This is a genomic window from Pseudoteredinibacter isoporae (assembly GCF_040372805.1).
GTDB classification, from domain to species: Bacteria; Pseudomonadota; Gammaproteobacteria; order Pseudomonadales; family Cellvibrionaceae; genus Pseudoteredinibacter; species Pseudoteredinibacter isoporae_A.
The window spans coordinates 15,732-38,676 of sequence record NZ_BAABWJ010000007.1 but is presented as its reverse complement, the minus strand read 5'-3'; the positions used below and the strand labels follow the sequence as shown (position 1 = coordinate 38,676).

Annotated in this window: 22 protein-coding genes; 13 read left to right on the top strand and 9 right to left on the bottom strand. The window is 51.6% G+C overall.

Annotated elements, in window-relative coordinates; genetic code table 11:
* Nucleotides 1-83: 83 nt before the first annotated feature.
* The 6 genes from ABWW03_RS13985 to rnhB all read left to right on the top strand — a co-directional run bounded on the left by ABWW03_RS13985 (nt 84) and on the right by rnhB (nt 4,943).
* Nucleotides 84-587, top strand: a complete 504-nt coding sequence (locus tag ABWW03_RS13985; protein WP_353409488.1) for an OmpH family outer membrane protein — start codon at nt 84-86, stop codon at nt 585-587.
* 125 nt (nt 588-712) lie between these two features.
* A complete protein-coding gene (gene lpxD, locus ABWW03_RS13980) occupies nt 713-1,762 on the top strand; it encodes a UDP-3-O-(3-hydroxymyristoyl)glucosamine N-acyltransferase (RefSeq protein WP_353409119.1) in 1,050 nt (349 codons plus the stop codon).
* Between the two features lie 98 nt (nt 1,763-1,860).
* Complete coding sequence (gene fabZ, locus ABWW03_RS13975) at nt 1,861-2,301, top strand: 3-hydroxyacyl-ACP dehydratase FabZ (protein ID WP_299772918.1); 441 nt, start codon at nt 1,861-1,863, stop codon at nt 2,299-2,301.
* Nucleotides 2,302-2,327: 26 nt separating this feature from the next.
* Nucleotides 2,328-3,113: an acyl-ACP--UDP-N-acetylglucosamine O-acyltransferase gene (gene lpxA, locus ABWW03_RS13970; RefSeq protein WP_353409117.1), complete on the top strand. Its 786-nt coding sequence runs from the start codon at nt 2,328-2,330 to the stop codon at nt 3,111-3,113.
* 6 nt (nt 3,114-3,119) lie between these two features.
* Nucleotides 3,120-4,274 carry a lipid-A-disaccharide synthase gene (gene lpxB / locus ABWW03_RS13965; RefSeq protein WP_353409115.1) on the top strand — a complete coding sequence of 385 codons (1,155 nt, stop codon included), beginning with the start codon at nt 3,120-3,122 and terminating at the stop codon, nt 4,272-4,274.
* A gap of 51 nt (nt 4,275-4,325) precedes the next feature.
* Nucleotides 4,326-4,943 (top strand): ribonuclease HII, encoded by a 618-nt coding sequence (gene rnhB, locus ABWW03_RS13960; protein ID WP_353409113.1) that lies wholly within the window; start codon nt 4,326-4,328, stop codon nt 4,941-4,943.
* A gap of 41 nt (nt 4,944-4,984) precedes the next feature.
* Here rnhB and ABWW03_RS13955 read toward each other — a convergent pair whose 3' ends face one another.
* A complete protein-coding gene (locus ABWW03_RS13955) occupies nt 4,985-6,709 on the bottom strand; it encodes an amidohydrolase (protein WP_353409111.1) in 1,725 nt (574 codons plus the stop codon).
* Nucleotides 6,710-6,856: 147 nt separating this feature from the next.
* On the opposite strand from ABWW03_RS13955, the gene ABWW03_RS13950 reads away from it, so the two are divergent.
* Together ABWW03_RS13950 and ABWW03_RS13945 are read left to right on the top strand one after the other, a co-directional pair.
* Nucleotides 6,857-8,266 carry an aldehyde dehydrogenase family protein gene (locus tag ABWW03_RS13950; protein ID WP_353409109.1) on the top strand — a complete coding sequence of 470 codons (1,410 nt, stop codon included), beginning with the start codon at nt 6,857-6,859 and terminating at the stop codon, nt 8,264-8,266.
* A gap of 29 nt (nt 8,267-8,295) precedes the next feature.
* A complete protein-coding gene (locus tag ABWW03_RS13945) occupies nt 8,296-9,012 on the top strand; it encodes a glutamine amidotransferase-related protein (RefSeq protein ID WP_353409107.1) in 717 nt (238 codons plus the stop codon).
* A 78-nt stretch (nt 9,013-9,090) separates the two neighbouring features.
* On the opposite strand, the gene tauD is transcribed toward ABWW03_RS13945, so the two are convergent.
* The gene (tauD, locus tag ABWW03_RS13940; RefSeq protein WP_353409105.1) at nt 9,091-9,951 is read right to left on the bottom strand and encodes a taurine dioxygenase; all 861 of its coding nucleotides are present in this window, start codon (nt 9,949-9,951) and stop codon (nt 9,091-9,093) included.
* A gap of 163 nt (nt 9,952-10,114) precedes the next feature.
* Here tauD and ABWW03_RS13935 point away from each other — a divergent pair, with 163 nt between their 5' ends.
* From ABWW03_RS13935 to ABWW03_RS13925, 3 genes are all read left to right on the top strand, one after another.
* Nucleotides 10,115-10,858, top strand: coding sequence for a sulfite exporter TauE/SafE family protein (locus ABWW03_RS13935; RefSeq protein WP_353409103.1), 744 nt, complete (start codon nt 10,115-10,117; stop codon nt 10,856-10,858).
* A gap of 62 nt (nt 10,859-10,920) precedes the next feature.
* Nucleotides 10,921-11,358, top strand: coding sequence for a hypothetical protein (locus ABWW03_RS13930; RefSeq protein WP_353409101.1), 438 nt, complete (start codon nt 10,921-10,923; stop codon nt 11,356-11,358).
* Nucleotides 11,355-11,810, top strand: a complete 456-nt coding sequence (locus tag ABWW03_RS13925) for a hypothetical protein (protein ID WP_353409099.1) — start codon at nt 11,355-11,357, stop codon at nt 11,808-11,810. Before ABWW03_RS13930 ends, ABWW03_RS13925 begins: the two co-directional genes overlap by 4 nt.
* Before the next feature lie 49 nt (nt 11,811-11,859).
* Here the strand turns inward: ABWW03_RS13925 and ABWW03_RS13920 are convergent, their stop codons facing one another.
* From ABWW03_RS13920 to ABWW03_RS13900, 5 genes are all read right to left on the bottom strand, one after another.
* Nucleotides 11,860-12,369, bottom strand: coding sequence for a MerR family transcriptional regulator (locus ABWW03_RS13920; RefSeq protein ID WP_353409097.1), 510 nt, complete (start codon nt 12,367-12,369; stop codon nt 11,860-11,862).
* A gap of 159 nt (nt 12,370-12,528) precedes the next feature.
* Nucleotides 12,529-15,297: a valine--tRNA ligase gene (locus ABWW03_RS13915; protein WP_353409486.1), complete on the bottom strand. Its 2,769-nt coding sequence runs from the start codon at nt 15,295-15,297 to the stop codon at nt 12,529-12,531.
* Between the two features lie 238 nt (nt 15,298-15,535).
* Complete coding sequence (locus tag ABWW03_RS13910; RefSeq protein WP_353409095.1) at nt 15,536-17,161, bottom strand: hypothetical protein; 1,626 nt, start codon at nt 17,159-17,161, stop codon at nt 15,536-15,538.
* Between the two features lie 86 nt (nt 17,162-17,247).
* Complete coding sequence (locus ABWW03_RS13905) at nt 17,248-17,691, bottom strand: DNA polymerase III subunit chi (RefSeq protein WP_353409092.1); 444 nt, start codon at nt 17,689-17,691, stop codon at nt 17,248-17,250.
* 57 nt (nt 17,692-17,748) lie between these two features.
* A complete protein-coding gene (locus ABWW03_RS13900; protein WP_353409090.1) occupies nt 17,749-19,227 on the bottom strand; it encodes a leucyl aminopeptidase in 1,479 nt (492 codons plus the stop codon).
* 388 nt (nt 19,228-19,615) lie between these two features.
* Between ABWW03_RS13900 and lptF the strand changes: the two genes are divergently transcribed.
* Both lptF and lptG read left to right on the top strand, forming a co-directional pair.
* Nucleotides 19,616-20,734: an LPS export ABC transporter permease LptF gene (gene lptF, locus ABWW03_RS13895; RefSeq protein ID WP_353409088.1), complete on the top strand. Its 1,119-nt coding sequence runs from the start codon at nt 19,616-19,618 to the stop codon at nt 20,732-20,734.
* On the top strand, nt 20,721-21,785 hold the full coding sequence (lptG, locus tag ABWW03_RS13890) for an LPS export ABC transporter permease LptG (protein WP_353409086.1): 1,065 nt from the start codon (nt 20,721-20,723) through the stop codon (nt 21,783-21,785). The genes lptF and lptG overlap by 14 nt, the downstream gene beginning before the upstream one ends.
* An 83-nt stretch (nt 21,786-21,868) precedes the next feature.
* Here lptG and ABWW03_RS13885 read toward each other — a convergent pair whose 3' ends face one another.
* Both ABWW03_RS13885 and ABWW03_RS13880 read right to left on the bottom strand, forming a co-directional pair.
* Nucleotides 21,869-22,333 (bottom strand): RDD family protein, encoded by a 465-nt coding sequence (locus ABWW03_RS13885; RefSeq protein WP_353409084.1) that lies wholly within the window; start codon nt 22,331-22,333, stop codon nt 21,869-21,871.
* Between the two features lie 150 nt (nt 22,334-22,483).
* Nucleotides 22,484-22,897 (bottom strand): hypothetical protein, encoded by a 414-nt coding sequence (locus ABWW03_RS13880; protein ID WP_353409082.1) that lies wholly within the window; start codon nt 22,895-22,897, stop codon nt 22,484-22,486.
* Between the last annotated feature and the right edge of the window lie 48 nt (nt 22,898-22,945).

Below are 22,945 nucleotides of genomic sequence, written 5' to 3'. Positions count from 1 at the left end.
CATTTGCCAGTCAATAACAACAGCAGCCGTGCTGCATAAAATTAGCCATTATGGTTAAACATTGGAGATAGATAGTGAAAAACATGAAGATTGCTTTGGCTTTTGTCGCAGCCGTATTATTTTCTAACGTGACTCTGGCCCAGGGAAAAATTGCAGTTATGGATCTGCAATCCGCCATCTTGCGCTCTGAAGCTGCTCAGAAAGAATTGAAAGCCCTGGGTGCCAAGCCTGAGTACGTAGCTCTGACCGCTCAAGCTGAATCCCTGAATTCAGAAATGAAAGCTTTGGTTGAAGAAATGCAAACCAAAGGTTTGACGTGGTCCGATGAGCGTAAAGCCAAGCAGTACAAAGATATTGAGTACAAGCGTGCTGATCAGCAACTGGTTGCCCAGAAACTGCAGAAAGAGCAGGGTGAAATCTACCAGAAGCTGTTTGCCAAATACGGTAAGCAAGCAAGTGAAGCGGCCAAAGAAATCATCAAGTCTGGTGGCTATGGTCTGGTTCTGAAGCCACAATCGGTTGAGTACGCCGACACCGGTTACGACATCACCGCACAGATTACTGATCGTCTGAATAAGGGCAAATAAGTCCCACTTGCCCTCTGGGCTCCGTAAAAAGCTGCATCAGCCCTGGCTGAATGCGGCTTTTTTCGTAAACAGCGGCTGGATTTGTTAAAGTGCAGCCACTTCAAAAAGTGGAAAGGGAGGAGCCTGTGGCCAACAATCAATCCTTCACCTTACAAGCGCTGCTTGAGCAGCTGCAGGCCGTATTGCCAGAGTCTTTAGGTGTTGAACTGCACGATGCCGATCAGGGTGTCGCAATTTCCTCAATGGCAACATTGCAGACGGCTCAATCCGGTCAGCTGAGTTTTCTCGCAAATCCCAATTATCGTAAATACCTTGCTGAGACCCAAGCCTCAGCGGTGATTCTTCACCCTAACGAAATCGAGCACTTCAGCGGCCCGAAACTGGTTTGTGCGCAGCCTTATATCGCCTTTGCGGTTCTTACCCGTTTGTTTAAGCGCGATTCCCAGGCGCAGACTGGGGTTCACCCGAGTGCGGTAGTGGATGCATCGGCATCGGTTGATGACAGTGCCTGGGTCGGGCCCAATTGTGTGGTGCAAGCGGGCGCCGAAATTGCGGCCAATACCCGTTTGGAAGCGGGTGTGTTTATTGGCGAAGAGGTTCACATTGGGAAAGACTGCCGCATTCATTCCAACGTCAGCATTGAGGCGGCAGTATGTATCGGTGATCGCGTTGAGATCCATAACAACGCCGTGATCGGCTCGGAAGGTTTTGGTTTCGCTCACACCGGAGAGAACTGGTTAAAAGTTCATCAGTTGGGCAGCGTGCTGATCGGCAACGATGTCGAAATCGGTGCATCTACGACGATTGATCGTGGGGCTTTGGACAATACTGTTATTTGCGACGGCGTAAAGATCGATAATCAGGTGCAAATTGCGCATAATGTTCGCATTGGTGAGAACAGTGCGATTGCAGCCTGTGTCGGAATTTCCGGCAGTGCTGTTATCGGTAAACACTGCACCTTGGCAGGCGGCGTTGGTTTGGTTGGTCATATCGAATTGGCCGATAAGGTTCATGTTACCGGCATGACCATGGTCACCAAGTCCATCACCAAGGCCGGTTCCTATTCCTCGGGAACGCCGATGATGCCAACGGAGAAATGGCGCCGTAGTGCGGTACGATTTTCTCAGCTCGATGGACTGGCCACTACGGTCAGGAAGTTAGGCAAAGATAAATAAACGCTCGAACTGTCATACTTTGGCAATAAGCTGAGCTTGCAAAACCGACAGCACATGGCTGTCACCGCTTTTACGCTGAGTACCTAGGAAGTGATTACATGATGGAAATCCAAGAGATACGTAAGTATCTACCCCATCGCTACCCTTTTTTACTGGTTGATCGGGTTACCGAGCTGGTGGAGGGTGATTATATTGTGGCCTATAAGAACATCACCATTAACGAAGAGGTGTTCAACGGCCACTTCCCGCAGATGCCGATTTTCCCTGGCGTGATGATCGTCGAGGCAATGGCCCAGGCTGCTGGCATTTTGGGTTTCAAAACCTTGGATAAAACCCCTGCAGACGGTTCAATTTATCTGTTTGCTGGTGCTGACAAGGTGCGTTTTAAGCGCCAGGTCGTACCCGGTGACCGTTTGCAGCTGGAAGCGAAAATTGTTTCTGAGAAACGCGGCATCTGGAAGTTTGACTGCAAAGCCAGTGTTGATGGCGTTTTAGCTGCTTCTGCCTCTATAATGTGCGCAGATAGACCCGTAAAATAACGGGCAGCAACTAGAGAGAGAGTTTTTTGACTGAAGCAAGCCTTATTGATCCCCGGGCCATCATTGATCCCAGCGCCGTTATTGCGGACGATGTGGAAATTGGGCCCTGGTCGATTATCGGTCCTGGTGTGAGCATAGACGCCGGGACGGTGGTTCATTCCCACGTCATCATCAAAGGCCCCACCAAAATTGGTCGTAACAACCGAATCTATCAGTTTTCCAGTATCGGTGAGGATACGCCAGATCTAAAATATCAGGGCGAACCGACCACTCTGGTGATCGGTGATAACAATGTGATTCGTGAAGGTGTAACGATTCACCGCGGCACGGTTCAGGATCGCGGCGAAACTTACATCGGCAATGAAAACCTCATCATGGCTTATGCGCATATTGGCCATGATTCAGTTGTCGGGAATCACTGCATTTTGATCAATAACGCCAGCCTTGCCGGACATGTTCATGTCGACGATTGGGCAATTCTGGGAGGGTACACTCTGGTGCATCAGTTTTGTCGCATCGGAGCCCACAGTTTTACTGGAATGGGGTCGGCCATCGGCAAAGACGTTCCCGCTTATGTCATGGTCTCTGGTGCCCCGGCCAGTGCCCGCAGTATCAATGCCGAAGGTTTGCGTCGTCGAGGTTTTGGAAAAGAAGATATTGCTGCGGTAAACAAAGCCTATAAGTTGGTGTATCGCCGAGGTCTGACCGTGGATGAAGCCATGGAAGAACTCAATGCCTTGAAGCAGGGCTGCGATAAAATTGAAGCACTGATCGAATCCTTACAAAAATCCACCCGCGGTATCATTCGCTAAGCGCCCATGCATATTGCCATCGTCGTAGGGGAAATGTCGGGGGATATTCTTGGTGCTGATCTCATGCGCGCATTAAAGCAACGTTACCCCGACGCCAGTTTTTCCGGTATCGGTGGAGAGCGAATGTTGGCCTTGGGTTTTGAATCCTTTTTTCCGCAGGATCGCCTGGCCGTTATGGGGTTTATCGAACCCCTGAAACGATTGCCGGAATTATTGCGAATTCGAAAATTTCTGCGCCAACATTATTTGGCGAACCCACCTGATGTGTTTATTGGCATTGATTCCCCCGATTTCAATCTGCCGATTGAACGGACGCTGAAAGAAGCAGGCATTCCCACAGTGCATTATGTCAGTCCTTCGGTGTGGGCCTGGCGACAAGGGCGTATTCATGGCATCAAACGATCTGTGGATCTGATGCTGACCATCTTGCCGTTTGAAACCCAGATCTACCATGAGCATGAGATCCCGGTGCAATTTGTCGGGCATCCGCTGGCGGATGATTTTCCGATGGACCCGGAAATGGGCAAGGCGCGTAGTGAACTTGGATTGTCCGAGGAAGAACACATTGTCGCCTTATTGCCCGGGAGCCGCAGTGCTGAGGTAAAGCATCTGGCCCCAGTGTTTTTTGAAGCCGCCGCGCAATACGCAAAAACACGAGCGACACGATTTTTGTTGCCTGCGGCGAACGAGGCCCGACTCGAACAAATCCAAACACTGTTGGCGGAGTTTCGACAAACGCAGAAAGACGGGGACGATTTGTTGATTGATATCAGCCTGGGCAATTCCAAACAGTTGATGTGTGCCTCAGACGCCGTGTTAATGGCATCGGGCACAACCAGCTTGGAGGCTTTACTGCTGAAAAAGCCCATGGTGGTCGCTTATAAAAAAGATTGGTTCAGTGCCTGGTTGACCAGACGACTGATCAATACGCCATTTATTTCCCTGCCGAATCTGTTGGCGGGAGAGGCGCTGGTGCCGGAGATTTTGCAGGAAGACTGCACCGCCGATAACCTGGCCCGAGCCTTGATAGAAAAAACACGAGACGGCGAAGACAAAGAGCGTTTATTGCAGCGCTTTTACGATATCCATCATCAGCTTCGCCAGGACGCCGGTCTGCTTGCCGCCGAGGCGATTGAAAAAATGTTGGCCCAACGCAAATAGATCACAATCTGTTTTTAGACTTTTAACATCAGCCCCAGAGAACGCAATCCCATGAGTATAGACCTCGGTCCCTTTGTCAGTGAATATCAAGGCCATTTGCTCGCTGGTGTCGATGAGGTTGGGCGCGGCCCTTTGGCGGGAGATGTTGTCACAGCAGCCGTGATTCTGGACCCGGACAATCCGATCGAAGGATTAAACGATTCCAAAAAGCTGAGCGAAAAAAAGCGCAATGCCCTGTTTGATGAAATTCAGGAAAAGGCACTGAGCTGGGCAATTGCCCGTGCAAGCGTTGCCGAGATCGATCAAATTAATATTCTACAAGCGAGCTTGCTGGCGATGAAAAGGGCGGTCGAGGCTTTGGCCATTCAGCCCGAACATGTCCTGGTGGACGGCAATAAAATTCCCAAATGGCATTATCCCGCGGAAGCGGTGGTGAAAGGGGATGGGCGTGTTGCTTGTATTGGTGCCGCTTCTATTCTGGCGAAAGTGACACGCGATCGAGAAATGGAAGCGTTTGATAAAGATTATCCGGGTTACGGCTTTGCTGGCCACAAGGGTTACCCAACCAAAGTGCATATGGAGGCGGTTGAGCGTTTGGGTGTCTGCCCGATTCATCGTCGTTCCTACGCCCCGATCAAAGCGAAACTGGAACAGATCGAGCTGTTTTGATGCCTTGGGCTCAGCGCAGAGACCGAGCCCAAAGGCACACCTTATTTTGACAGGGGAAATAATTGCCCTTCAAAGATGGTTCCCCAAATAGGAATATCTTTGAGTTTAGCGGGCTCGATACGATATGGGTCTTGTTCGAGCACAGTGAAGTCTGCCGATTTTCCAACTTCAATACTGCCAATTTCCGATTCCATTTGAATCGCGTGAGCGGCATCAATAGTGATTGCCTTCATGGCTTCATGAACGGTCATGGCCTGTTCATTGGCCATTTGCAAACCGGCCGCACCCTCACGATTCACTGCCACCCAGGCGAGCCTGAGTGGTTGTGCGGGGGCCATACTGAAATCAGAATGCAACGAGACTTTGACGCCTGCATCGAGAAGGTCGCGGGCGCGGAAAATATAATGCGCACGCTCGGGGCCGAGACCCATTTCAGAATAGGTTTCGCCGAGGGTGTGCAAATAGTAAGGGTTGGCGGAAACAATCACACCTAGCTCGGCAATACGCTCAGCTTGATCTGGGCCAATATAGCCTAAGTGGTGCAGGGTTGTACGATGATCGATACGCGGGTATTTGTGGTTCAAACGTTCAATCATGTCCAACACCACTTCGGTGCCCAAATCGCCGTTGCTGTGAATATGCAGTTGGTAATCCGCGTTCCAATAGGCGCTGGCCAACGCTTCTAATTTGTCCGGTTCAGTGATCCATTCCCCATGATGCCCATCGAGGTAACCTGGATCGCGCATTTGCATCAATTGAGAATAAAAAGCGCCATCGGCCAGCAATTTAATCTGTTTAACAAACTTCAGTTTGCGGTTGCCTTTGTCCAGGAGGGCGTTGCTTTCGGCCAATGCAGCGGGCGAGCCGGGTTGCTCACCCACGCGATCAGCCATGGGAATCAGACGGGTGCGAAACCCCACGTCCTGATCATCCAGCACCCATTTGAATGCCCACCATTCCATATCGAGATCGAACATACCGTTGGCCATATCGGCAATGGTGGTAATGCCCCCGGCATGTACGACATCGACTACTTGTTCCAGGCCACCCATAAAGCGACCCGTTTTGATGATGTAATCGCGAAATTTGTTTAAGCCGAGCATCAACCCGGACTCGTAAAAATGCCCTTCTTCGATGTTTACTTGATGTTGGTCTTTCAAATCTTCTTCGCTAAAGGTGACCAATTCCATCGCTTTGGAATTTACCCACACCTCATGGAAGGATCGATGCCACACCAACGCCGGGCGATCGGGAACCAGTTCATCCAAAAGCTGGCGAGACATTTCACCGTGAAAATAATGATGGTATCCCCAACTGATAAACCACTCGCCATCAGGGGATGCCTGGGCGGCTTCCTGTAAGCGTTGTTGATATTGTTCCCGGCCTTGAGTTGCAGGCACTTCCTTGCCGGGCAGATGCCATTCGAAGGGAGTAATCCAATGGAAAGGCAGGAGCAATGCAGCCATGGCCGGGTGCAAGTGGTTTTCAATAAAACCCGGTGTCAGCGTTTGATTCTCAAAACGTGTATGCGGTGCGCTGGGCCAACGCTGTTGAAGATTCTCCAGGGAACCCAGGGCAATGATTTTGCCATTCTCAATAGCAACGGCTTCCACCCGAGGTTGCTTGCTGTCCATGGTGATAATGCTTTGCGCACTGATCAATCGCAGAGAATGATCCGGTTTACTTACGTACCACCAAACCGCCAACGCGAATACCAGGGCGAGCAGAATTTTTGAACGGGTCGAATTCAGGGGGGAAGTTGCCATATGCTGTCATTTTTTATTGGTATTTTGTTGCTACTATATCCGAAGCCAATTCGCTTGGCTAAACAATAAGTCGTATAGCAAAACATTCATCGGCCTTATAAACAGGCCGTATTCGAGCCTTTGGGCAGTATTACGGAAGGATGAGTTATGCCAGATCAATTGCGATGTTATTCCCCCATCGATGGGAAGCAATATGTGCAACGCCGCTATTGCAGTGATGAAGAACTGAATTTCGCCATCGACCATGCGCGAGTGGCCCAGGGACGTTGGCAAAGCACGCCCTTGGAGCAACGCCTGACGCAGCTGGCGGAGGTGCTGAATTATTTTGATGAGCATCGCAAACTGATCGCTGAGCAGATCACCTGGCAAATGGGGCGCCCAAGTCGCTACGCAGAAGGCGAGATCAACGGTCTGCTGGAACGCGGTCGCCATATGCTGTCTATCGCTCCTACAGCCCTGGCCAATATTCGACCGACATCTACCGAGGGACTCGGTTCAAGTTTGGATCATTACATCGAACTTACCCCAGTTGGGTTAGTGCTTACCGTAGCCCCTTGGAACTATCCTTTACTGACCACGGTAAACTCGGTGATTCCGGCCTTGGCGGCGGGAAATGCGGTCTTATTAAAACCGTCAGCCCAGACGCCCTTGGCAGGAGAGCATTTTCAACGGGCCTGTGCCCAGGCGGGCTTACCGAAGGACCTGCTGCAATGCCTGCATTTGCGTCACGAGCAAAGCAGTCGTTTGTTGAGCGAAGGTCAGGTCGATTTCGCCAGCTTTACCGGGTCTGTGCAGGCCGGTGCCGAATTTGAACGCTCCGCTGCCGGCCAATTTTTGGGGCTTGGCCTGGAGCTTGGAGGCAAAGACCCGGCCTATGTGCGAGCTGACTTGCACAGTGAGCAGGTTGAGGAGGCCGCGGTGGCCCTGGCCGATGGGGCTTTTTTTAATTCGGGGCAATCCTGCTGTGGCATTGAGCGGATCTACGTCGCTGAAACGCATTATGAGCGCTTCTGTGAGCGTTTTGTTGCTGAGGTAGGGCAACTCAAGCTGGGTAATCCCATTGAGCCTGAAACGACGCTGGGGCCCTTAGTTCGACCTGCTGCAGCGAATTGGGTGAGGGAACAGGTTGCCAAGGCGGTTGAGCAGGGGGCAAGGACCTGGATCGACCCCAGCCAATACCCCCTCGATGATGGCGAAGGAGCCTATCTGGCACCGCAAGTGCTGACGGACGTGAATCATCGTATGTCGGTCATGAGCGAGGAAAGTTTTGGCCCGGTGGTGGGCATCATGCCAGTGAGTGGTGATGCGCAGGCCATCGAATTGATGAACGACAGCGCCTATGGCCTCAGTGCCTCGATCTGGACTCAGGACAAAGAGGCGGCCCAAACAATCGGGCAACAAATACAAACCGGAACGGTGTTTATGAACCGTTGCGATTATCTGGACCCGGCACTTGCCTGGACCGGTGTAAAACAAACAGGACGCGGTGTTAGCCTATCATCATTAGGCTACGCCCAGCTTACTCAGGCGAAGTCATTTCATTTGCGCCTGGGCTAGGCCAAATTTGATGAATTGATGGTAAAACTATGTCTGATAAAACGCTAACAATTGGTATTTTGAAAACCGACGACGTTCGTCCGCAACTGGTGGACGAATTCGGTGAATACCCCGAGATGTTTGCCCGCCTGCTGGGTGAGTTGGACGGTGATCTTACCTTTAAAACCTACGACGTTCAGCGAGGTGAATTGCCGGAGTCCGTAGATGAGGTGGATGCCTATTTGATCACAGGCAGTAAAACCTCGGTTTATGAACCCCTGCAATGGATTGCCGATACCGAGGCGTTTTTACGCAAAGCCCATGCAGCCAAGAAAAAAATGCTCGGCGTGTGCTTTGGTCACCAGTTGTTGGCCCAGGCCCTAGGCGGCAAAACCGTCAAAGCTGGACAGGGCTGGGGCTTGGGTGTTCATCACTATCAACTGAGTGATGCGGCGGGTGACTATGGTCAGGCCGGTGAGGACTTTTCCATGTTGGTGTCTCATCAAGACCAGGTTGTCGAAAACATTCCTGGTGCGGAAGTATTGGCCAGCAGCGGCTTTTGTCCCAATGCGATGGTCAAAGTGGACGATCATATCCTCAGCTTTCAGGCCCATCCGGAATTTACCAAGGACTATTCTGAAGCGCTGTTAACGCTGCGCCGAGAAGTTTTTGGTGATGATAATGTTGAAAAGGCCTTGGCTTCACTGCGCGATGATGTCAGTTTCAATCGTGTCACGAAGTGGATGCTGCAATTTTTTCGTGCCTGATTCTGAGGCAGATGTTTCAAGAAGGGCGAGGTGAAAACCTCGCCCTTCTTCGTTTCTGCTTTGCTTTTTCAGAACGCCCTAAGGTGACGGTCGGTCGCCGTCAATGGTGATTCTTTCCATACGGCGATGCGCCGGGAAGTAATCATTGATGGGTTTGTGGAGAGTGCTTCGATTGTCCCAAAATGCGATGGAGTTTTCTTCCCAGCGAAAGCGGCAGGTGTATTCGTCTTGCACACAGTGTTGGTACAAAAACATAAGTAGGGCTTGGCTTTCCGAATCCGTCATGCCGACAATGTGGGTGGTGAACAAACTGTTCACATAAATCATTTTACGCCCACTGACCGGGTGGCTGCGAATGACCGGATGCTCTACCGGTGGATTCTCTGCCAGCGCTTTGGCAAGGCGTTCACGCCCGCCGTCTTCGGCGAGGCTGTGACGAAAACCGTGGGCAAAGTCGTGTACGGCGCTCAAACCTGAGAGAAAGCTCTGCATCTTATCCGAGAGGCCATCATAGGCCGCCCCCAAACTCGCCCACAGCGTGTCGCCACCACAGCTTGGCACAATGCGTGAACGCAAAATGCTGCCCAGTGGCGGTGTCTGGCGAAAGGTCATGTCCGTATGCCATTCCTCAATCTTGGTGGGTTTTTCCGGTGTGCTCTCGAGAATGGTGATTTCCGGAAAATCCGGCACGGTGTCGTAGGCCGGATGGCTTTGCAGAGGACCAAATGCCTCGGCGAGCGCTTTGTGTTGCGCAGGTTCAATGTCCTGATCCCGAAAGAATATGACCTGATGTTTTACCAGCAGCTCATCGAGTGTCTTTAGAGTGTTCTCACTCAGTGTTTGCGTCAGATCGATACCGGAGATCTCGGCGCCAAGGGCAGCGGCTAAAGGCTTTACGCTGATCATGGTGTTTACCTCAATGCGGTCTATGGTGTTCAAGGCTCCGGTTTCCCGTACCAGAGCATTCAGCTGTTGTTTTTCTTAGTTGGGATACGCTTAGGTAATCCCACCAGGCTTGATACTATAGGCAAGCTGCCGCTGGCAGAAAAAGTGTAAAAGTGTCGATATTTTGGTCGATATGAGCAAGAATTGAGGAGTATCCATGGCGATTGAGGCCATTGTCTGGTTGGCGACCGTAGCCCTTATGGCGGGTGTAGTGCAGAGCACTGTGGGCTTTGGCTTCGGAATCGTGTTTTTGGCGCTGGCTGGGCTGCTGGTGGATGTGAAAATGGCCAGTATGGTGTCGGCCTTTGTGTCGGTGGTGCTCAATGGCAAACTTTTGCTGAATTTGCACCGTCATATAAACTGGCAGCGATTGAGACCCATTTTAATCTCGGTTGTGATTGCGACGCCTTTTGGCGTCCTGTTTTTGCAAAAAATCAGCAGCGACTGGTTCAATCTGTTTTTGGGTTTGCTGATTTTGTGGGCATTGCAGCAGCAGTTTTATCCGGCACAGGCGGATAAGCGTCCATCCAATACCTTAGTCGGTATTCCAATGGGCATCGTGTCAGGGCTGTTTGCCGGTGCCTATAATACCGGTGGGCCACCACTAGTGGTGTATGTGCAGTCCCAAGGTTTGGAGCGTCTGGAAAAGGTGGCCAGCCTGCAACTGCTTCTGCTCGTCGGAAGCCTGGTGCGAGTGGAAGAAATGTGGCGCCAGGATGTCTTGATTCCGGGTTTGCTGTGGCCGATTGTGATTTGCTGCGTCGCGACGATCATTGGCAGCGCCATTGGTTTACGCTTGCTGGACCGCATCAGCGATGTTTGGTTTAAGCGCATAATGGGCGTGTTTTTATTGCTGCTGGCCATTTACTATATGGGACAATGGCTGGGGCTTGGGGCGTAGAGCGCAATACGATGAACCGTATTGGCGAAAAATACCGCCGCTAAATGACAGGAAGATTGGATTTGTTCAAGAAACGTGAGAAAGATAAGGCCAGCGAACCTAAAGGTGAGGTGCTGGAAGCGGAAGCGATGTCGGTCAGTTTTGAGCGAGACAAGCAATTGTTCGATGCTGCGATGAATCTACCCGCCAGCAAAGAGGATGAAGAGCTGGAAGCCATTCTGGAAGCAGAAGTTGACAGCCCCAGTTTCACACAGAAACTGGGCGATAAACTGACGCGGCCTTTTCGAAATGTGAAAACAAAGTTGCGCGGTAATATCCGTAATAAAGCGATTGAGCGTGCCCGTACCCGAATTCTAATTGCCGGCCAGCAGCCCGAAAACCTGCCTCTGGAAACTCTGGAGATCGTGGTTCGTGAAGAAGAAGACAAGATCAAAAACCAGATCAAGGAAAAAGGTCTGCTATTTGTTATCGCCTCCCTTGGACTCGGGTGGTGGTTGTGATTAAGCAGTTTGTTCGTTTGGCGATTGTCGCAACAGTCTGGCGACGTTATAAAAGCAGTATCATCAGTGTGCTTGCGCTGCTCCTGTTTTGGTTTGTGGTCAGTTTTTTTCATGGTGAGTACATCAGCTATGCGGAAGCGACTGGCGAACGTCAGTTTTTAGCGGTGTCTTTTTTTATTAAATGGGGGCTGGGAACGCTTGCCTTAAGCGCGTTCACTCTGTTTCACCTGAGGGCATTTCGCAGCGTCGCCAAACCGAAAGAACGGCCGACGGTAGAGGTTCCCCCGAAGAAGTCCAAAGCCCAAACAGCGAAAGACGAACCTGACATTCCCCCAGCGCCCAAGCCCGGAGATGAGAGCTATAACGCTTCAGAAGATCCCTTCGCGGCGCTAAGAGATAAGCCCAAACTTCGCAGTCGGGCCGATGTGGAATTAAGCAAAAAAGCTCGCTGATGAGCTGGAGGGAGTGAAAACCGAAGCAGAAACTGCTCCGGCTTTTTCGTTACAGTTGCCTGATTTGAGCGATTTCATCCTGCTCAATGCCCAGAGATTCCAGAAACTTTTGATGTTCCTCGGGTTCCATTTGTTCAAAGGTTTGATGCCAGCGCGTCATGTCCTCATCGCTCAGACCGGCACCACGCATAATCGCAACCCAACGTTCTTTGTTCACCATGTTGTTCTCCACTTTCTGGTCCAGATTTAACAGCTCTATGATGGCCTTTTGCTGTTGCCTCAGTTGTTTAATCTCAAGCTCCAAATGCTGAAAGTGCTCTTTCAGAATATTTGCCTGAGCCTTTGAGTTTCGATCCAGAAGGTCACTTATTTTGTCCATCGCAATACCGTAGGAGCGATACGCCATTATCTTTTCCAGGCGCGCCACTTCCTTGGGGCCGTACCAGCGGTAACCATTGTCACTGCGTTGAGTCGGCTGCAACAGCCCAATGCGTTCGTAATACAACAGGCTCGAACGGGCAATGCCGGCTTGTTTGGCAAGCTTTGAAATAGTCAGCATAGGTCATCCTCATGTGATCGAGTCTTAAGTCTCAAGCCTGCACTTATAGACGGGTCAAGGGCGTTTGGCCGATGGTATCTCCCTTTGCCTTTTCGCGGGGAAAAGGCATAAAAAAGGCGAGCTAGGCTCGCCTTAGATGAGGAGAAGAGAAAAGGCCATTTATAATTCGGCGATTTTTTGCACCTGCTCCTTCAATTTTGTCAGAGCGGCTTCATAGTCGGCCAGTTTGTCTTTTTCTTTCTGGACAACATCTGCAGGGGCCTTGCCGACAAATTTTTCGTTGTTCAGTTTGCCCTGAGTGCGAGCCACTTCTTTTTCGAGTTTGTCGATTTCTTTATTGAGTCGAGCAGTTTCGGCGTCCTTATCAATCAGACCAGCCATTGGAACCAGAATGTCCATATCACCCACCAACGCGGTAGCCGACATAGGTGCCTCATCACCGGGGTTTAACCAAGTGATGCTTTCCAGGCTGGCCAGCTTCAGCAGGAACTGACGGTTGTCTTCCAGGCGGCGCTGATCTTCGTTGCTGCCATTGGCGAAATACAGTGGCAGGTTTTTCGCGGGGGAGATGTTCATTTCACCGCGAATGTTTCGAATGCCTACTACCACACCTTTAACCCACTCGATATCGGCCAGAGCCTGCTCATCGATTTTGCTGTCGTCAGCAAGCGGATACTCGGCCAGCATAATCGTGTCACCTTCCACACCGGCAATGCCTTTAATACGCTGCCAGATTTCTTCGGTGATAAACGGCATCAAAGGGTGTGCCAGACGCAAGGTGGTCTCCAATACGCGCACCAGCGTGCGGCGGGTGCCGCGTTGCAGTTCGGCACTGGCTTCTTCGTTCCACAGAACAGGCTTGGAAAGCTCCAGATACCAGTCGCAGTATTCATTCCAAATAAAGTCGTACAGTGCTTGAGAGGCCAGGTCGAAGCGGTAGGATTCGATGCCTTCCTGTACGGCTTTTTCAGTTTGTTGCAGCTTGGCAATGATCCAGCGGTCCGCCAAAGACAGCTCAACGTCACCACTCAGGTCATGCCCTTCGGTGTTCATCAGCACATAGCGAGAGGCGTTCCAGATTTTGTTGCAGAAGTTACGGAAGCCTTCGATGCGGCCCACATCAAACTTGATGTCGCGGCCGGTAGAGGCCAATGAATAATAGGTGTAACGCAGGGCGTCGGTACCGTAAGCGGCTAAGCCGTCCGGGAACTCCTTGCGGGTTTGCTTTTCGATCTTACTGGCCGCTTTCGGGTTCATCATGCCCGTGGTGCGTTTTTTCACCAGCGCTTCCAGATCGATACCGTCAATCAAATCGATCGGGTCCAGAACATTCCCCTTGGATTTGGACATTTTCTGCCCTTGGCCATCGCGCACCAGACCGTGAACGTACACAGTGTGAAAGGGAATTTCATCACGGAAATGCAGGGTCAGCATGATCATGCGTGCAACCCAGAAGAAAATAATGTCAAAGCCGGTGACCAGTACATCGGTCGGGTTAAAGATTTTTAAACGCTCGGTTTCTTCTGGCCAACCCAGTGTGCCGAATGTCCACAAGCCGGAGGAGAACCAGGTATCCAGAACATCATCGTCCTGTTTCAGTTGGATGTTGTCGGCAATATTATTTTCTGCGCGAACCTCTTCTTCGGTGCGACCCACATAAACGTTGCCAGCATCGTCGTACCAAGCCGGGATACGATGACCCCACCAAAGCTGACGTGAAATACACCAGTCCTGAATGTCACGCATCCAGGAGAAGTACATGTTTTCATACTGTTGAGGTACGAATTTAATATCGCCGTCTTCGACTGACTTGATGGCTTTGTCGGCCAATGGTTGGGTTTTTACGTACCACTGATTGGTCAGGTAAGGCTCGATCACCACACCGGTACGGTCACCGCGAGGAACTTTTAATTTGTGATCGTCAATTTTGTTTAGCAGGCCCAAGGCCTCAAAGTCCGCGACAATTTGTTTGCGCGCAGCGAAACGCTCCATGCCGCGATATTTTTCCGGCACCGTGCTGTTCAGATTAGCATCGTCATCCAGAATGTTGATCATCGGCAAGTTGTGACGTTGACCCATCTCGTAGTCGTTAAAGTCATGCGCCGGGGTAATCTTCACACAACCGGTGCCGAAATCTTTATCGACATAATCGTCAGCAATAATTGGAATCTCGCGATCGGTCAGCGGCAACTTGATCATCTTGCCAACTAACTTTTTGTAGCGCTCGTCTTCCGGGTGAACGGCAACGGCGGTATCGCCCAGCATGGTTTCAGGGCGCGTTGTGGCGACAGTCAAATGACCTGAGCCATCGGCCAGTGGGTAATCAAAGTGCCACAAGAAACCGTTTTCTTCTTCACTGATGACTTCCAGGTCAGAAATGGCGGTATGCAGTTTCGGGTCCCAGTTTACCAGGCGCTTGCCACGGTAAATCAAACCGTCTTTGTAGAGCTTGATAAAGACTTCCTGCACGGCTTTGTAGAAACCAGGGTCCATGGTGAAGCGTTCGGTGCCCCAGTCCGGGCTGGCACCCAATCGGCGCAGCTGCTGGGTGATGGTGCCGCCAGACTCTTCTTTCCAGTCCCATACGCGTTCGGTGAATTTCTCGCGGCCCAGCTCATGGCGGTTAGTGCCCTCGGCATCCAGCAGGCGTTCAACCACCATCTGAGTGGCGATACCCGCATGGTCGGTGCCCACTTGCCAGAGTGTGTTTTTGCCTTTCATGCGCTGATAGCGAATCAGGGCATCCATGATGCTTTCCTGAAAGCCGTGGCCCATATGCAGGCTGCCGGTGACATTCGGAGGCGGAATCATGATGCAATAGCTGTCACTGCCATCATCGACTTCGCTTTTCGGGGCAAAATAGCCGCTTTCTTCCCAGGTTTTATACCAGGACTGCTCGATGGCCTGTGGGTTGTAGGTTTTATCCAACTCGTTCGATGGGGTGTTATCGCTCATGACTACGATCTAAATCCGACTGCGTGAAATTGAGCCCGAGGGTTTCATGCCCAGGGCGGCTTAGCAAACCGCCCATTATACAGGGCTGTCGGGGGAGATTTAAGGCTGTGGGCGTAATTATTGCCCTCGGGTGGATAAATATTCGCTGCCCCCATATCCCCGCGTCATGGGGCGGCGGCAAGTCGAATAGGTTGCGACCTGAAATGGGGCCTTAGAAGTCCAGATCTGAGTTGAGAGAAGCCAGCAGGCGCTTGCGTAGCTCAGCTTCCAGCTTAGGCAGATACGCTTCCAGAATGTCATCAACAATGGCCTCAGGATCCACCTGAGCCGTTGGGTCTTCTGTGGCGGCAGGTGCTGTATCCGTCAGATTCTCGGGCTCAAGGGCCGGAGCGTCCAGCTCATCTTGGAGGCCTTCTTGAGGGCTTTCTGGCGCATAGGGTTCACTGACCGCTGTTTCCTTAATGAGCAGCTCCGGAACAGGCGATTCGTTCTGGGTATCGGATGGCTTGTTTGAGATGGCCAGAGAAGGGGCGGTCCATTGTGGGCGCTCTGGTTCCAGAGTTTGCCAGTCTTTGGTCTCTACTTTTGTTTCCGTTTCCGTTTCCGCTGCCGTTTCCGCTGCCGTTTTCGTTTCCGGTATAGAGTTCAGTTCGATTTCAGCTTCTGTGTCAGGTTCGGCTTCGGTGTCGAATGCTGGGCTCGACTCATATGCAATGGTTTCCTGAAGGGGCTCCTTGGTGTCCTCCAGAGTGTCCACCGGCTCCGCTGTTTCTTCCTCAAGGGGATTGCGACGGAAGGAATTTAACAAGCTGGCAGGCGGATAGGTCGAACTTGACTCACCGCTGTGTTTAAACGGGTTTTCGGGTTTGCTGGGTGCCGGCTCAGCCCTAGCTTCGGCGTTCAGGTCTGAGGAATCCACAGGCTCAGCGGCGCCGACAGCAGCTGCGGGCTCACTAAGCGCCTCCGGGGTTTTCATCTCTGCATGGTTTGCTTCAAGATGGTTTGCTTCAACATGACTTATCTCAGTGCGTTCCTCTTCGGCTTTTTCCACCGTGGTGCTTGCTAATTCAGCACGGCTAGTCGGTTTTGCAGGCTCACTGTCGAATAGATGTTGTTGGCCGGGCAGGGGGGCTTCTGCCTGGGATTCGCCATTAAATAAATGCGGTTTTCGATTCGGTGCGGGAAACGGATTCTGCTGAGAGTTTGACAGCGAGGCGTGTTGATCAAGCGATTCACCGGGCTCGTCTTGTTCTTGTTGAGGAGACACGTCTGCTTGAGGAGGAGATGCCGCTGCGTCGGTTTGCGGCTGGCTTGCGGGTGCAGATGCCAATTCTGCGGAGCGTTCTTTAACCAGTGCAGAGGTATCAATGCCAAATTTTTGAGAGACCTTGTCGATCAAATCCAGCTCATCGTTAGGTGATGCATCGTTTGAATTGTGGTCGTTTTGACTGTCGTTGTTTGAATCATTGCGGTTGCCAAAAAGTGTCTGGCTGTTTGGCACGGGCACATCGGGAATCGCGATTTCGACATCCATGGCCTGGCGCAGCTCGGGATCAAAACCAGCACCGAAATCGCTGTCGTCGTTCGGCTGTGGTTCGGACTCTGGTGTCGTCGCAATTTCAGGTTCTGTCGTTAATTCGGCTTCCTGGGCAGGCTCGGCTTCTGCCACGATCGCCTCAGCACTTTCTTCAGTTTGGGTAAGTGTCTCGGATGGCTTGGCTTCAGGCTCGACGACGGTATCCAGTGTCGGGATTACCGCATCATCGTCCAGCATGGACATGATGGATTCCAGTTCGGCCAGTAATTGTTGTTTTGTTTTGGTGGGCTGATCAGTCATGCCTAGCGTCCCAAGCGATTTTCAGTGGTCTATCTCACAAACAGAAGTAGTCGAGTGTACACATAAAGCCACATACGAGTAAGTGCTCAGCGTCGCATATCATGGTTGGCGATGGGGTAGCCTCGTTCCTGATAGAAACGATAGCGCTCACGGCTGGCCTGTACCACGTCTTCGTCGGTCACAACGATCTCCAACAGCCGTTCGAAACGCGAGAAGTGAGTGGGTTGATCACTGGACAGATTGATCAATACATTGTGATGTTCAAGCAGCTCATCGCCGTGGGTAATCCAAACGCGGTCGGACAGTTCGTGGCGGGGGCTTTTTTCATCACTGCGGCAACGATGGGGGATAAAGCTGGTGGGGTTGTGGGCCCATAAGCGTTGCCCAAAATCACTGCATTGTTGGGCATTGGGGGTGAGGACGCAGACCTCCTGTGAGAGGCGAAACATCTTCTCGACAAGGCGGCAGGCAAAGTTGTGCCGGGCGTCGAGCCCGGCTTCTGGCAATATATAAAAATCGACTCGAGTCACGAGTGCTTTCCTAACCGTACTTCAGTGTTTCGGGAATGCTAAACCGGGGGCCGCCCGTTATTTGCGGCCCGCTTCGTTCATCAAGTATTGCACCAGCATGCTCACTGGGCGGCCAGTGGCGCCTTTCGCACCGCCAGACAACCAAGCTGTGCCGGCAATATCCAAGTGGGCCCAGTCGTACTTCTTGGCAAAGCGAGACAGGAAACACGCGGCCGTGATGCTGCCACCGGGCATGCCGCCGATGTTCGCCATATCGGCAAAATTACTGTCCAACTGGGACTGGTACTCATCCCACAATGGCATGTGCCAAGCTTTATCTTCGGCTTGTTTACCGGCATCCAGCAGTTTATCGGCCAGCTCATCTTTGTTGGAATAAACCGCGGTAGCGTGTTTACCCAGTGCGACTACACAGGCGCCGGTCAGCGTGGCAACATCCACAACGGCTTTTGGCTTGTAACGCTCGGCGTAGGTCAGGGCGTCACACAGAATCAAACGGCCTTCCGCATCCGTGTTCAACACTTCAATGGTTTGGCCAGACATGGACGTCACGACATCACCCGGTTTGGTTGCATGACCGTTGGGCATATTTTCGGTGGCGGGAACCAGAGCGACAACGTTAATGGGCAGAGCCAGTTCCAGCAGGGATTGCATGGCACCGAACACGGCGGCCGCACCACCCATGTCGAATTTCATTTCGTCCATGGCCGCGCCAGGCTTCAAGCTGATGCCGCCTGTATCGAAGGTAATGCCCTTACCAACCAACACAATTGGTTTGGCAGATTTGGCGCCACCGTTGTATTCCATGATGATGAACTGAGAAGGCTCGTCGGAACCCGCCGCTACGGACAGGTACGAACCCATGCCCAGTTTTTCAGCTTGCTTGGCAGACAGCGCCTTGGCGCTCATGTTCTTGTATTCTTTGGCCAGACGCTTGGCGTTGTCGGTCAGGTGTGTTGGTGTACATACATTACCTGGACGGTTGGCCAGATCTTTCGCCAGGCTCACACCTTTAGCGATGGCTGCGCCCACTTCGGCGGATTTCTTCACGCCATTTTGAGCTTTGCGATCAGCGATCACCAGGGTGATCTTCTTCAGTTTGGAGGGGCTCTTTTTATCGCTTTTCAGTTCATCAAAACGATAAGACTTGGCATTCATGCGTTCAACGGCGAAGCGAGCCTGGGTTTCCAGATCGACAGCATTGCCATCGTCCAGGAACAGGCTGGCGTCTTTGCAGTTGCTGCCAGCAATCGCGGCAAAGGCTTTTTGGCAGGCGGTGCCAAAACTTTTTGCGGTCAATTCTTTTGCTTTACCAAGACCCAGCAAGACGATGCGTTTTGCTTTGCCTTCGCCGGCCATGACCTGAGTCTGGCCCAGCTTACCCGTGAAATCACCCAGTGCGCACACGGCGGAGATTGCACCGCTTTCATCCAGCACTTTGGCGGCGGATCCCAATTTGGATTTTTCATACACCGCAACGATGGCGCAGTCGGTGCTGACGGCAGAGGCTTGAGCTGTTTTTGTTTGAAAATTGATCATGTTGAATTCCGAGACAAAGTATCCTGTTTGCTGGATAATAGACAAAATTAGAGTTTAGGCCATGTCGGCTGAGGCGTCTGCCACGTAAATGCGCAACAAGCAAAGCCGACACTTTAGCATTTTCGCACTATGTCTACCAAGACGCATAACTGAGCCAGATCCCCATTCTCGGGATCAAAGCCGGGCTTTGCTTGTCGAAGTGCTCCCATGCAAACAGATAAATAGGTGTTTTATCATGGGGCCGCTGTTGAGTGGGCAACTTGGCTCGACAGTGAAGGTAGGCAGAACAGGCTATTAAAGACTCATAAGAAAGGTCGGTAAGTAAAGACCTATTAAGAAAGCCCCATAAGAAAGAAACGCAAGAAAGCCCCGTAAGAAAGGACAGCGAGTGATCATTTTTCGTTACTTGGCCCGTGAGGTCATGTACACCATGTTGGCGGTGAGCAGTGTGCTGCTGCTGATTACCATGAGTGGACGTTTTGTGAAGTACCTGGCCCAGGCCGCCGCAGGACAGCTGGATGCGGATGTCCTGTTTTCCATTATGGTATTTCGTCTGCCCGGCTTTTTAGAGCTGGTACTTCCCCTGGGTCTATTTATCGGTATTTTGCTGGCCTACGGTCGCCTGTATATGGAAAGTGAAATGACCGTACTTTCCGCCTGTGGCTTCAGTCAGGGTCAGCTGACTCGTTTAACTTTGATTCCCGCTGCACTGGTTGCCCTGTTTGTTGCATTGCTGGCGCTATTGGTCACGCCAATGGGCGTTGACCGAACCGAGCTGATTTTAAACGAGCAGAAAAAACGCAGTGAATTTGATGGCTTGAGTCCCGGCCGATTTATGTCGCTCAGTCGCAGCGGCGCGGTGAGCTATACCGAAAACCTGAGTGAAGACCGCAAACAAATGCAGCAGGTGTTTATGGCCGGTCAGGCCAGCAGCAAAGGTGATGTCGGTGTGCTCAAGGCGAAAGAAGGCAAGCAGCTCGATCACCCAGAATTTGGCCAACGCTATCTGGTATTGAACGATGGCTATCGCTACGAAGGCAAACCGGGGCATCAATCCTACACCGTGACAAAGTTTGCTGAGCAGGGCCAATACCTTCATGTTGATGATCCGGGGGCGATTATTCCACGCAAAGCGGATCGCAAAACCACGTTGGAATTGATTGGCTCCGAAGCAACATCCGATGTGGCCACGTTGCATTGGCGTTTTTCCCTGCCGGTGCTGGTGATCATTGTCAGTTTATTGGCCGTGCCGTTGAGCAAAACCAATCCACGTCAGGGCCGCTACGTCAAAATGATTCCAGCGATCTTGCTGTACATTGTTTATCTGGTGTCCCTCAATGCTGCTCGCGGCATGGCGGAAGATGGCAAGATATCGGTGTGGCTGGCGATTTGGGGCGTGCATGGCATCTTCTTGATGATTGCAGCCTTGCTCTTGTATTGGCCGGATTGGATGCGCAAGCTGAGTTACAAACCTGACCGCCAGGAGGCCAACCATGTTGCAGCTTAGTTGGTACATTGCGAAATCCGTAATTGGTGCCGTGGCGATGGTGCTGTTGGTGATTCTGGCGCTGGATGTTATTTCCGCTTTGGTGGATCAGCTGGGCGATATGCGTGGCGATTATAATTTTACCGAAGTGTTGATTTATGTCGGGCTCACCATTCCTCGTCGTATTATTGAATACATTCCCTTTTCGGCGTTGGTGGGTTGTTTGATCGGCCTGGGTATCTTGGCCAGCTCCAGCGAACTCGTAGTAATGCGTGCAGCCGGTGTGACCGTCGCACGCATTACCCTGGCCGTATTAAAGCCGGTTTTATTGTTTATCGTGCTGGGCCTGTTGTTGGGTGAATACGTTACTCCCTACACGGAGCAAGCGGCGGAAAGTCGTCGTTCAGTTGCATTGGGGCGGGGGCTCGCACTCGACGACAAAGGGATGTGGAACCGCGATGGCAACGAGTATGTACATGCCAATACCGTATTGCCCGGTGGTGTTCTGATGGGCGTAACCCGTTACCAGTTTGATTCTGAAGGTAAAATGCTGTCTTCCAGTTTCTCAGATCGTGCTACGTTTCAGGGCGATCATTGGTTGGAAGAAAAAGCGAATGTGTCGAGCTTTGCGGCCAACGGTTCTCATCTTGTACAAAAGTATTTTCAAACCCGCAAATGGGAGACCGAGTTAACGCCGGCCTTGTTGTCGCTGTTGGTGCTAAGCCCAGACGGCTTATCCATTAACGATTTGTATCGCTATACTGAATACTTAAGCCAACAGGGCTTGGATGCCAGCCAATACCGATTGGCGTTTTGGCAGAAGGTGCTGCAACCACTGGCCACTGCCAGTCTGGTGTTGATCGCGGTTAGCTTTATCTTCGGCCCGCTGCGCGAAACCACTATGGGTTATCGAATTTTTACCGGAGTATTGGTGGGCATTGTTTTCCGTACCTCGCAAGATTTGTTGGGCCCATCCAGTCTGGTGTTTGGCTTTGCGCCGGTGATTGCCGTGGCGATACCGATTGTGATTTGCGCGGTCATTGGTTTGTTATTGCTGCGCAAAGCCAATTAGAATCTACGCACGAATACAAAAGAAAAAGGGCGCTGAATAGCGCCCTTTTTCTTTCCAGCAATGCTGCTGTTCAATCCCCGTTTCTATTGGCTTTTCGGCAATTGCAACATGCGTGTTTGCGTGAACATATCGTGCAAGGTGCGGGAATCTTTATCGATCAGCGCGTAGAAATAACCAATGCCTCCCAGGCCGAACACGATGGGGGCCAATAGGCAGCGCAGGTAACATTGCCCCCAGCTGGGCTTCTTGCCTTCTTCATTTACCAGGATAAGTCGCCAGGCTTTCATGCCCAGGGTTTGGCCACCTTTGGCACGCCAGCAAAAGCTGCAGAAACTGCTGAGGAAAAACACCAAACCAAGAAAGCCCAAGGTGCCCATAGACGCACGTTCACCCGGCGCGGGCTCGCCGCCAATTTGTACTTGTAGAAACAACACCAACGCGGTGTAGGCCATGGCCAGCGCCATGTAGATCAGGCTGTCGTACACAATGGCAAGCAAGCGCTTCCACAGAACGGCGGGGGGCAGGGCCTCGGAAGTATTTTCAGACATAATTGTGCGCCAAAAGAAAAAGGCGCAGTGTAGCAAAGTATATGGGTTTTCGTTAGAAGGTCTGGAGTGGCTCTGCGCGAGATCCGTTGTTTGGGCTAAATGTCAGAGCCGTCCAGACCGTAAGAGGCGGGTGTTCGTTCTACACGGTGTTCAGAAGAAGCGATGTTCAAAGGCCAGCTTCAAGGTATCCCCCGACATTTTCAAACCGTAATTGGTTTGACTGGCTTTGTCTTTGTCACCGGAAGAGTACTTCTTCTTTTTCGAGCGGCTTTCTACCCAGTACTGCTTAAAATGATTTTTAAACATTTTTTTCAGCGCTTTGTTACTGCGCTTGGGGCCAGACTCGTTCGCGTGTTGAGCCATCCACTGATAATTCAGTGCCTGATGGGTGTGGCTCATTTCCACATTGCGTTTGTTTTCCGCGGCGGCGTGCAGCTCTTCATTACTCATGCTGAACAGCGTTTCGTCTTGCCATGTTTCTGAGTAGTTTTCCGCATAAGTGCTCGCTGTGAAAAACAGGCACAGCGACGGTAAAAACCAATAGCTTATGAGTTGTCTACGCATCTTAACCTCCCTCGCCAAATACCCCTTGGCGACTATGTTGCAAGGTCA

Excerpts from the sequence above, each read along its gene's own strand:
- ABWW03_RS13985 (WP_353409488.1), top strand. The coding sequence starts at position 84 with ATGAAGATTGCTTTGGCTTTTGTCGCAGCCGTATTATTTTCTAACGTG.
- fabZ (WP_299772918.1), top strand. The coding sequence starts at position 1,861 with ATGATGGAAATCCAAGAGATACGTAAGTATCTACCCCATCGCTACCCT.
- lpxB (WP_353409115.1), top strand. The coding sequence starts at position 3,120 with ATGCATATTGCCATCGTCGTAGGGGAAATGTCGGGGGATATTCTTGGT.
- rnhB (WP_353409113.1), top strand. The coding sequence starts at position 4,326 with ATGAGTATAGACCTCGGTCCCTTTGTCAGTGAATATCAAGGCCATTTG.
- ABWW03_RS13955 (WP_353409111.1), bottom strand. The coding sequence starts at position 6,709 with ATGGCAACTTCCCCCCTGAATTCGACCCGTTCAAAAATTCTGCTCGCC.
- ABWW03_RS13950 (WP_353409109.1), top strand. The coding sequence starts at position 6,857 with ATGCCAGATCAATTGCGATGTTATTCCCCCATCGATGGGAAGCAATAT.
- ABWW03_RS13945 (WP_353409107.1), top strand. The coding sequence starts at position 8,296 with ATGTCTGATAAAACGCTAACAATTGGTATTTTGAAAACCGACGACGTT.
- ABWW03_RS13935 (WP_353409103.1), top strand. The coding sequence starts at position 10,115 with ATGGCGATTGAGGCCATTGTCTGGTTGGCGACCGTAGCCCTTATGGCG.
- ABWW03_RS13920 (WP_353409097.1), bottom strand. The coding sequence starts at position 12,369 with ATGCTGACTATTTCAAAGCTTGCCAAACAAGCCGGCATTGCCCGTTCG.
- ABWW03_RS13910 (WP_353409095.1), bottom strand. The coding sequence starts at position 17,161 with ATGACTGATCAGCCCACCAAAACAAAACAACAATTACTGGCCGAACTG.
- ABWW03_RS13900 (WP_353409090.1), bottom strand. The coding sequence starts at position 19,227 with ATGATCAATTTTCAAACAAAAACAGCTCAAGCCTCTGCCGTCAGCACC.
- lptG (WP_353409086.1), top strand. The coding sequence starts at position 20,721 with ATGTTGCAGCTTAGTTGGTACATTGCGAAATCCGTAATTGGTGCCGTG.
- ABWW03_RS13885 (WP_353409084.1), bottom strand. The coding sequence starts at position 22,333 with ATGTCTGAAAATACTTCCGAGGCCCTGCCCCCCGCCGTTCTGTGGAAG.
- ABWW03_RS13880 (WP_353409082.1), bottom strand. The coding sequence starts at position 22,897 with ATGCGTAGACAACTCATAAGCTATTGGTTTTTACCGTCGCTGTGCCTG.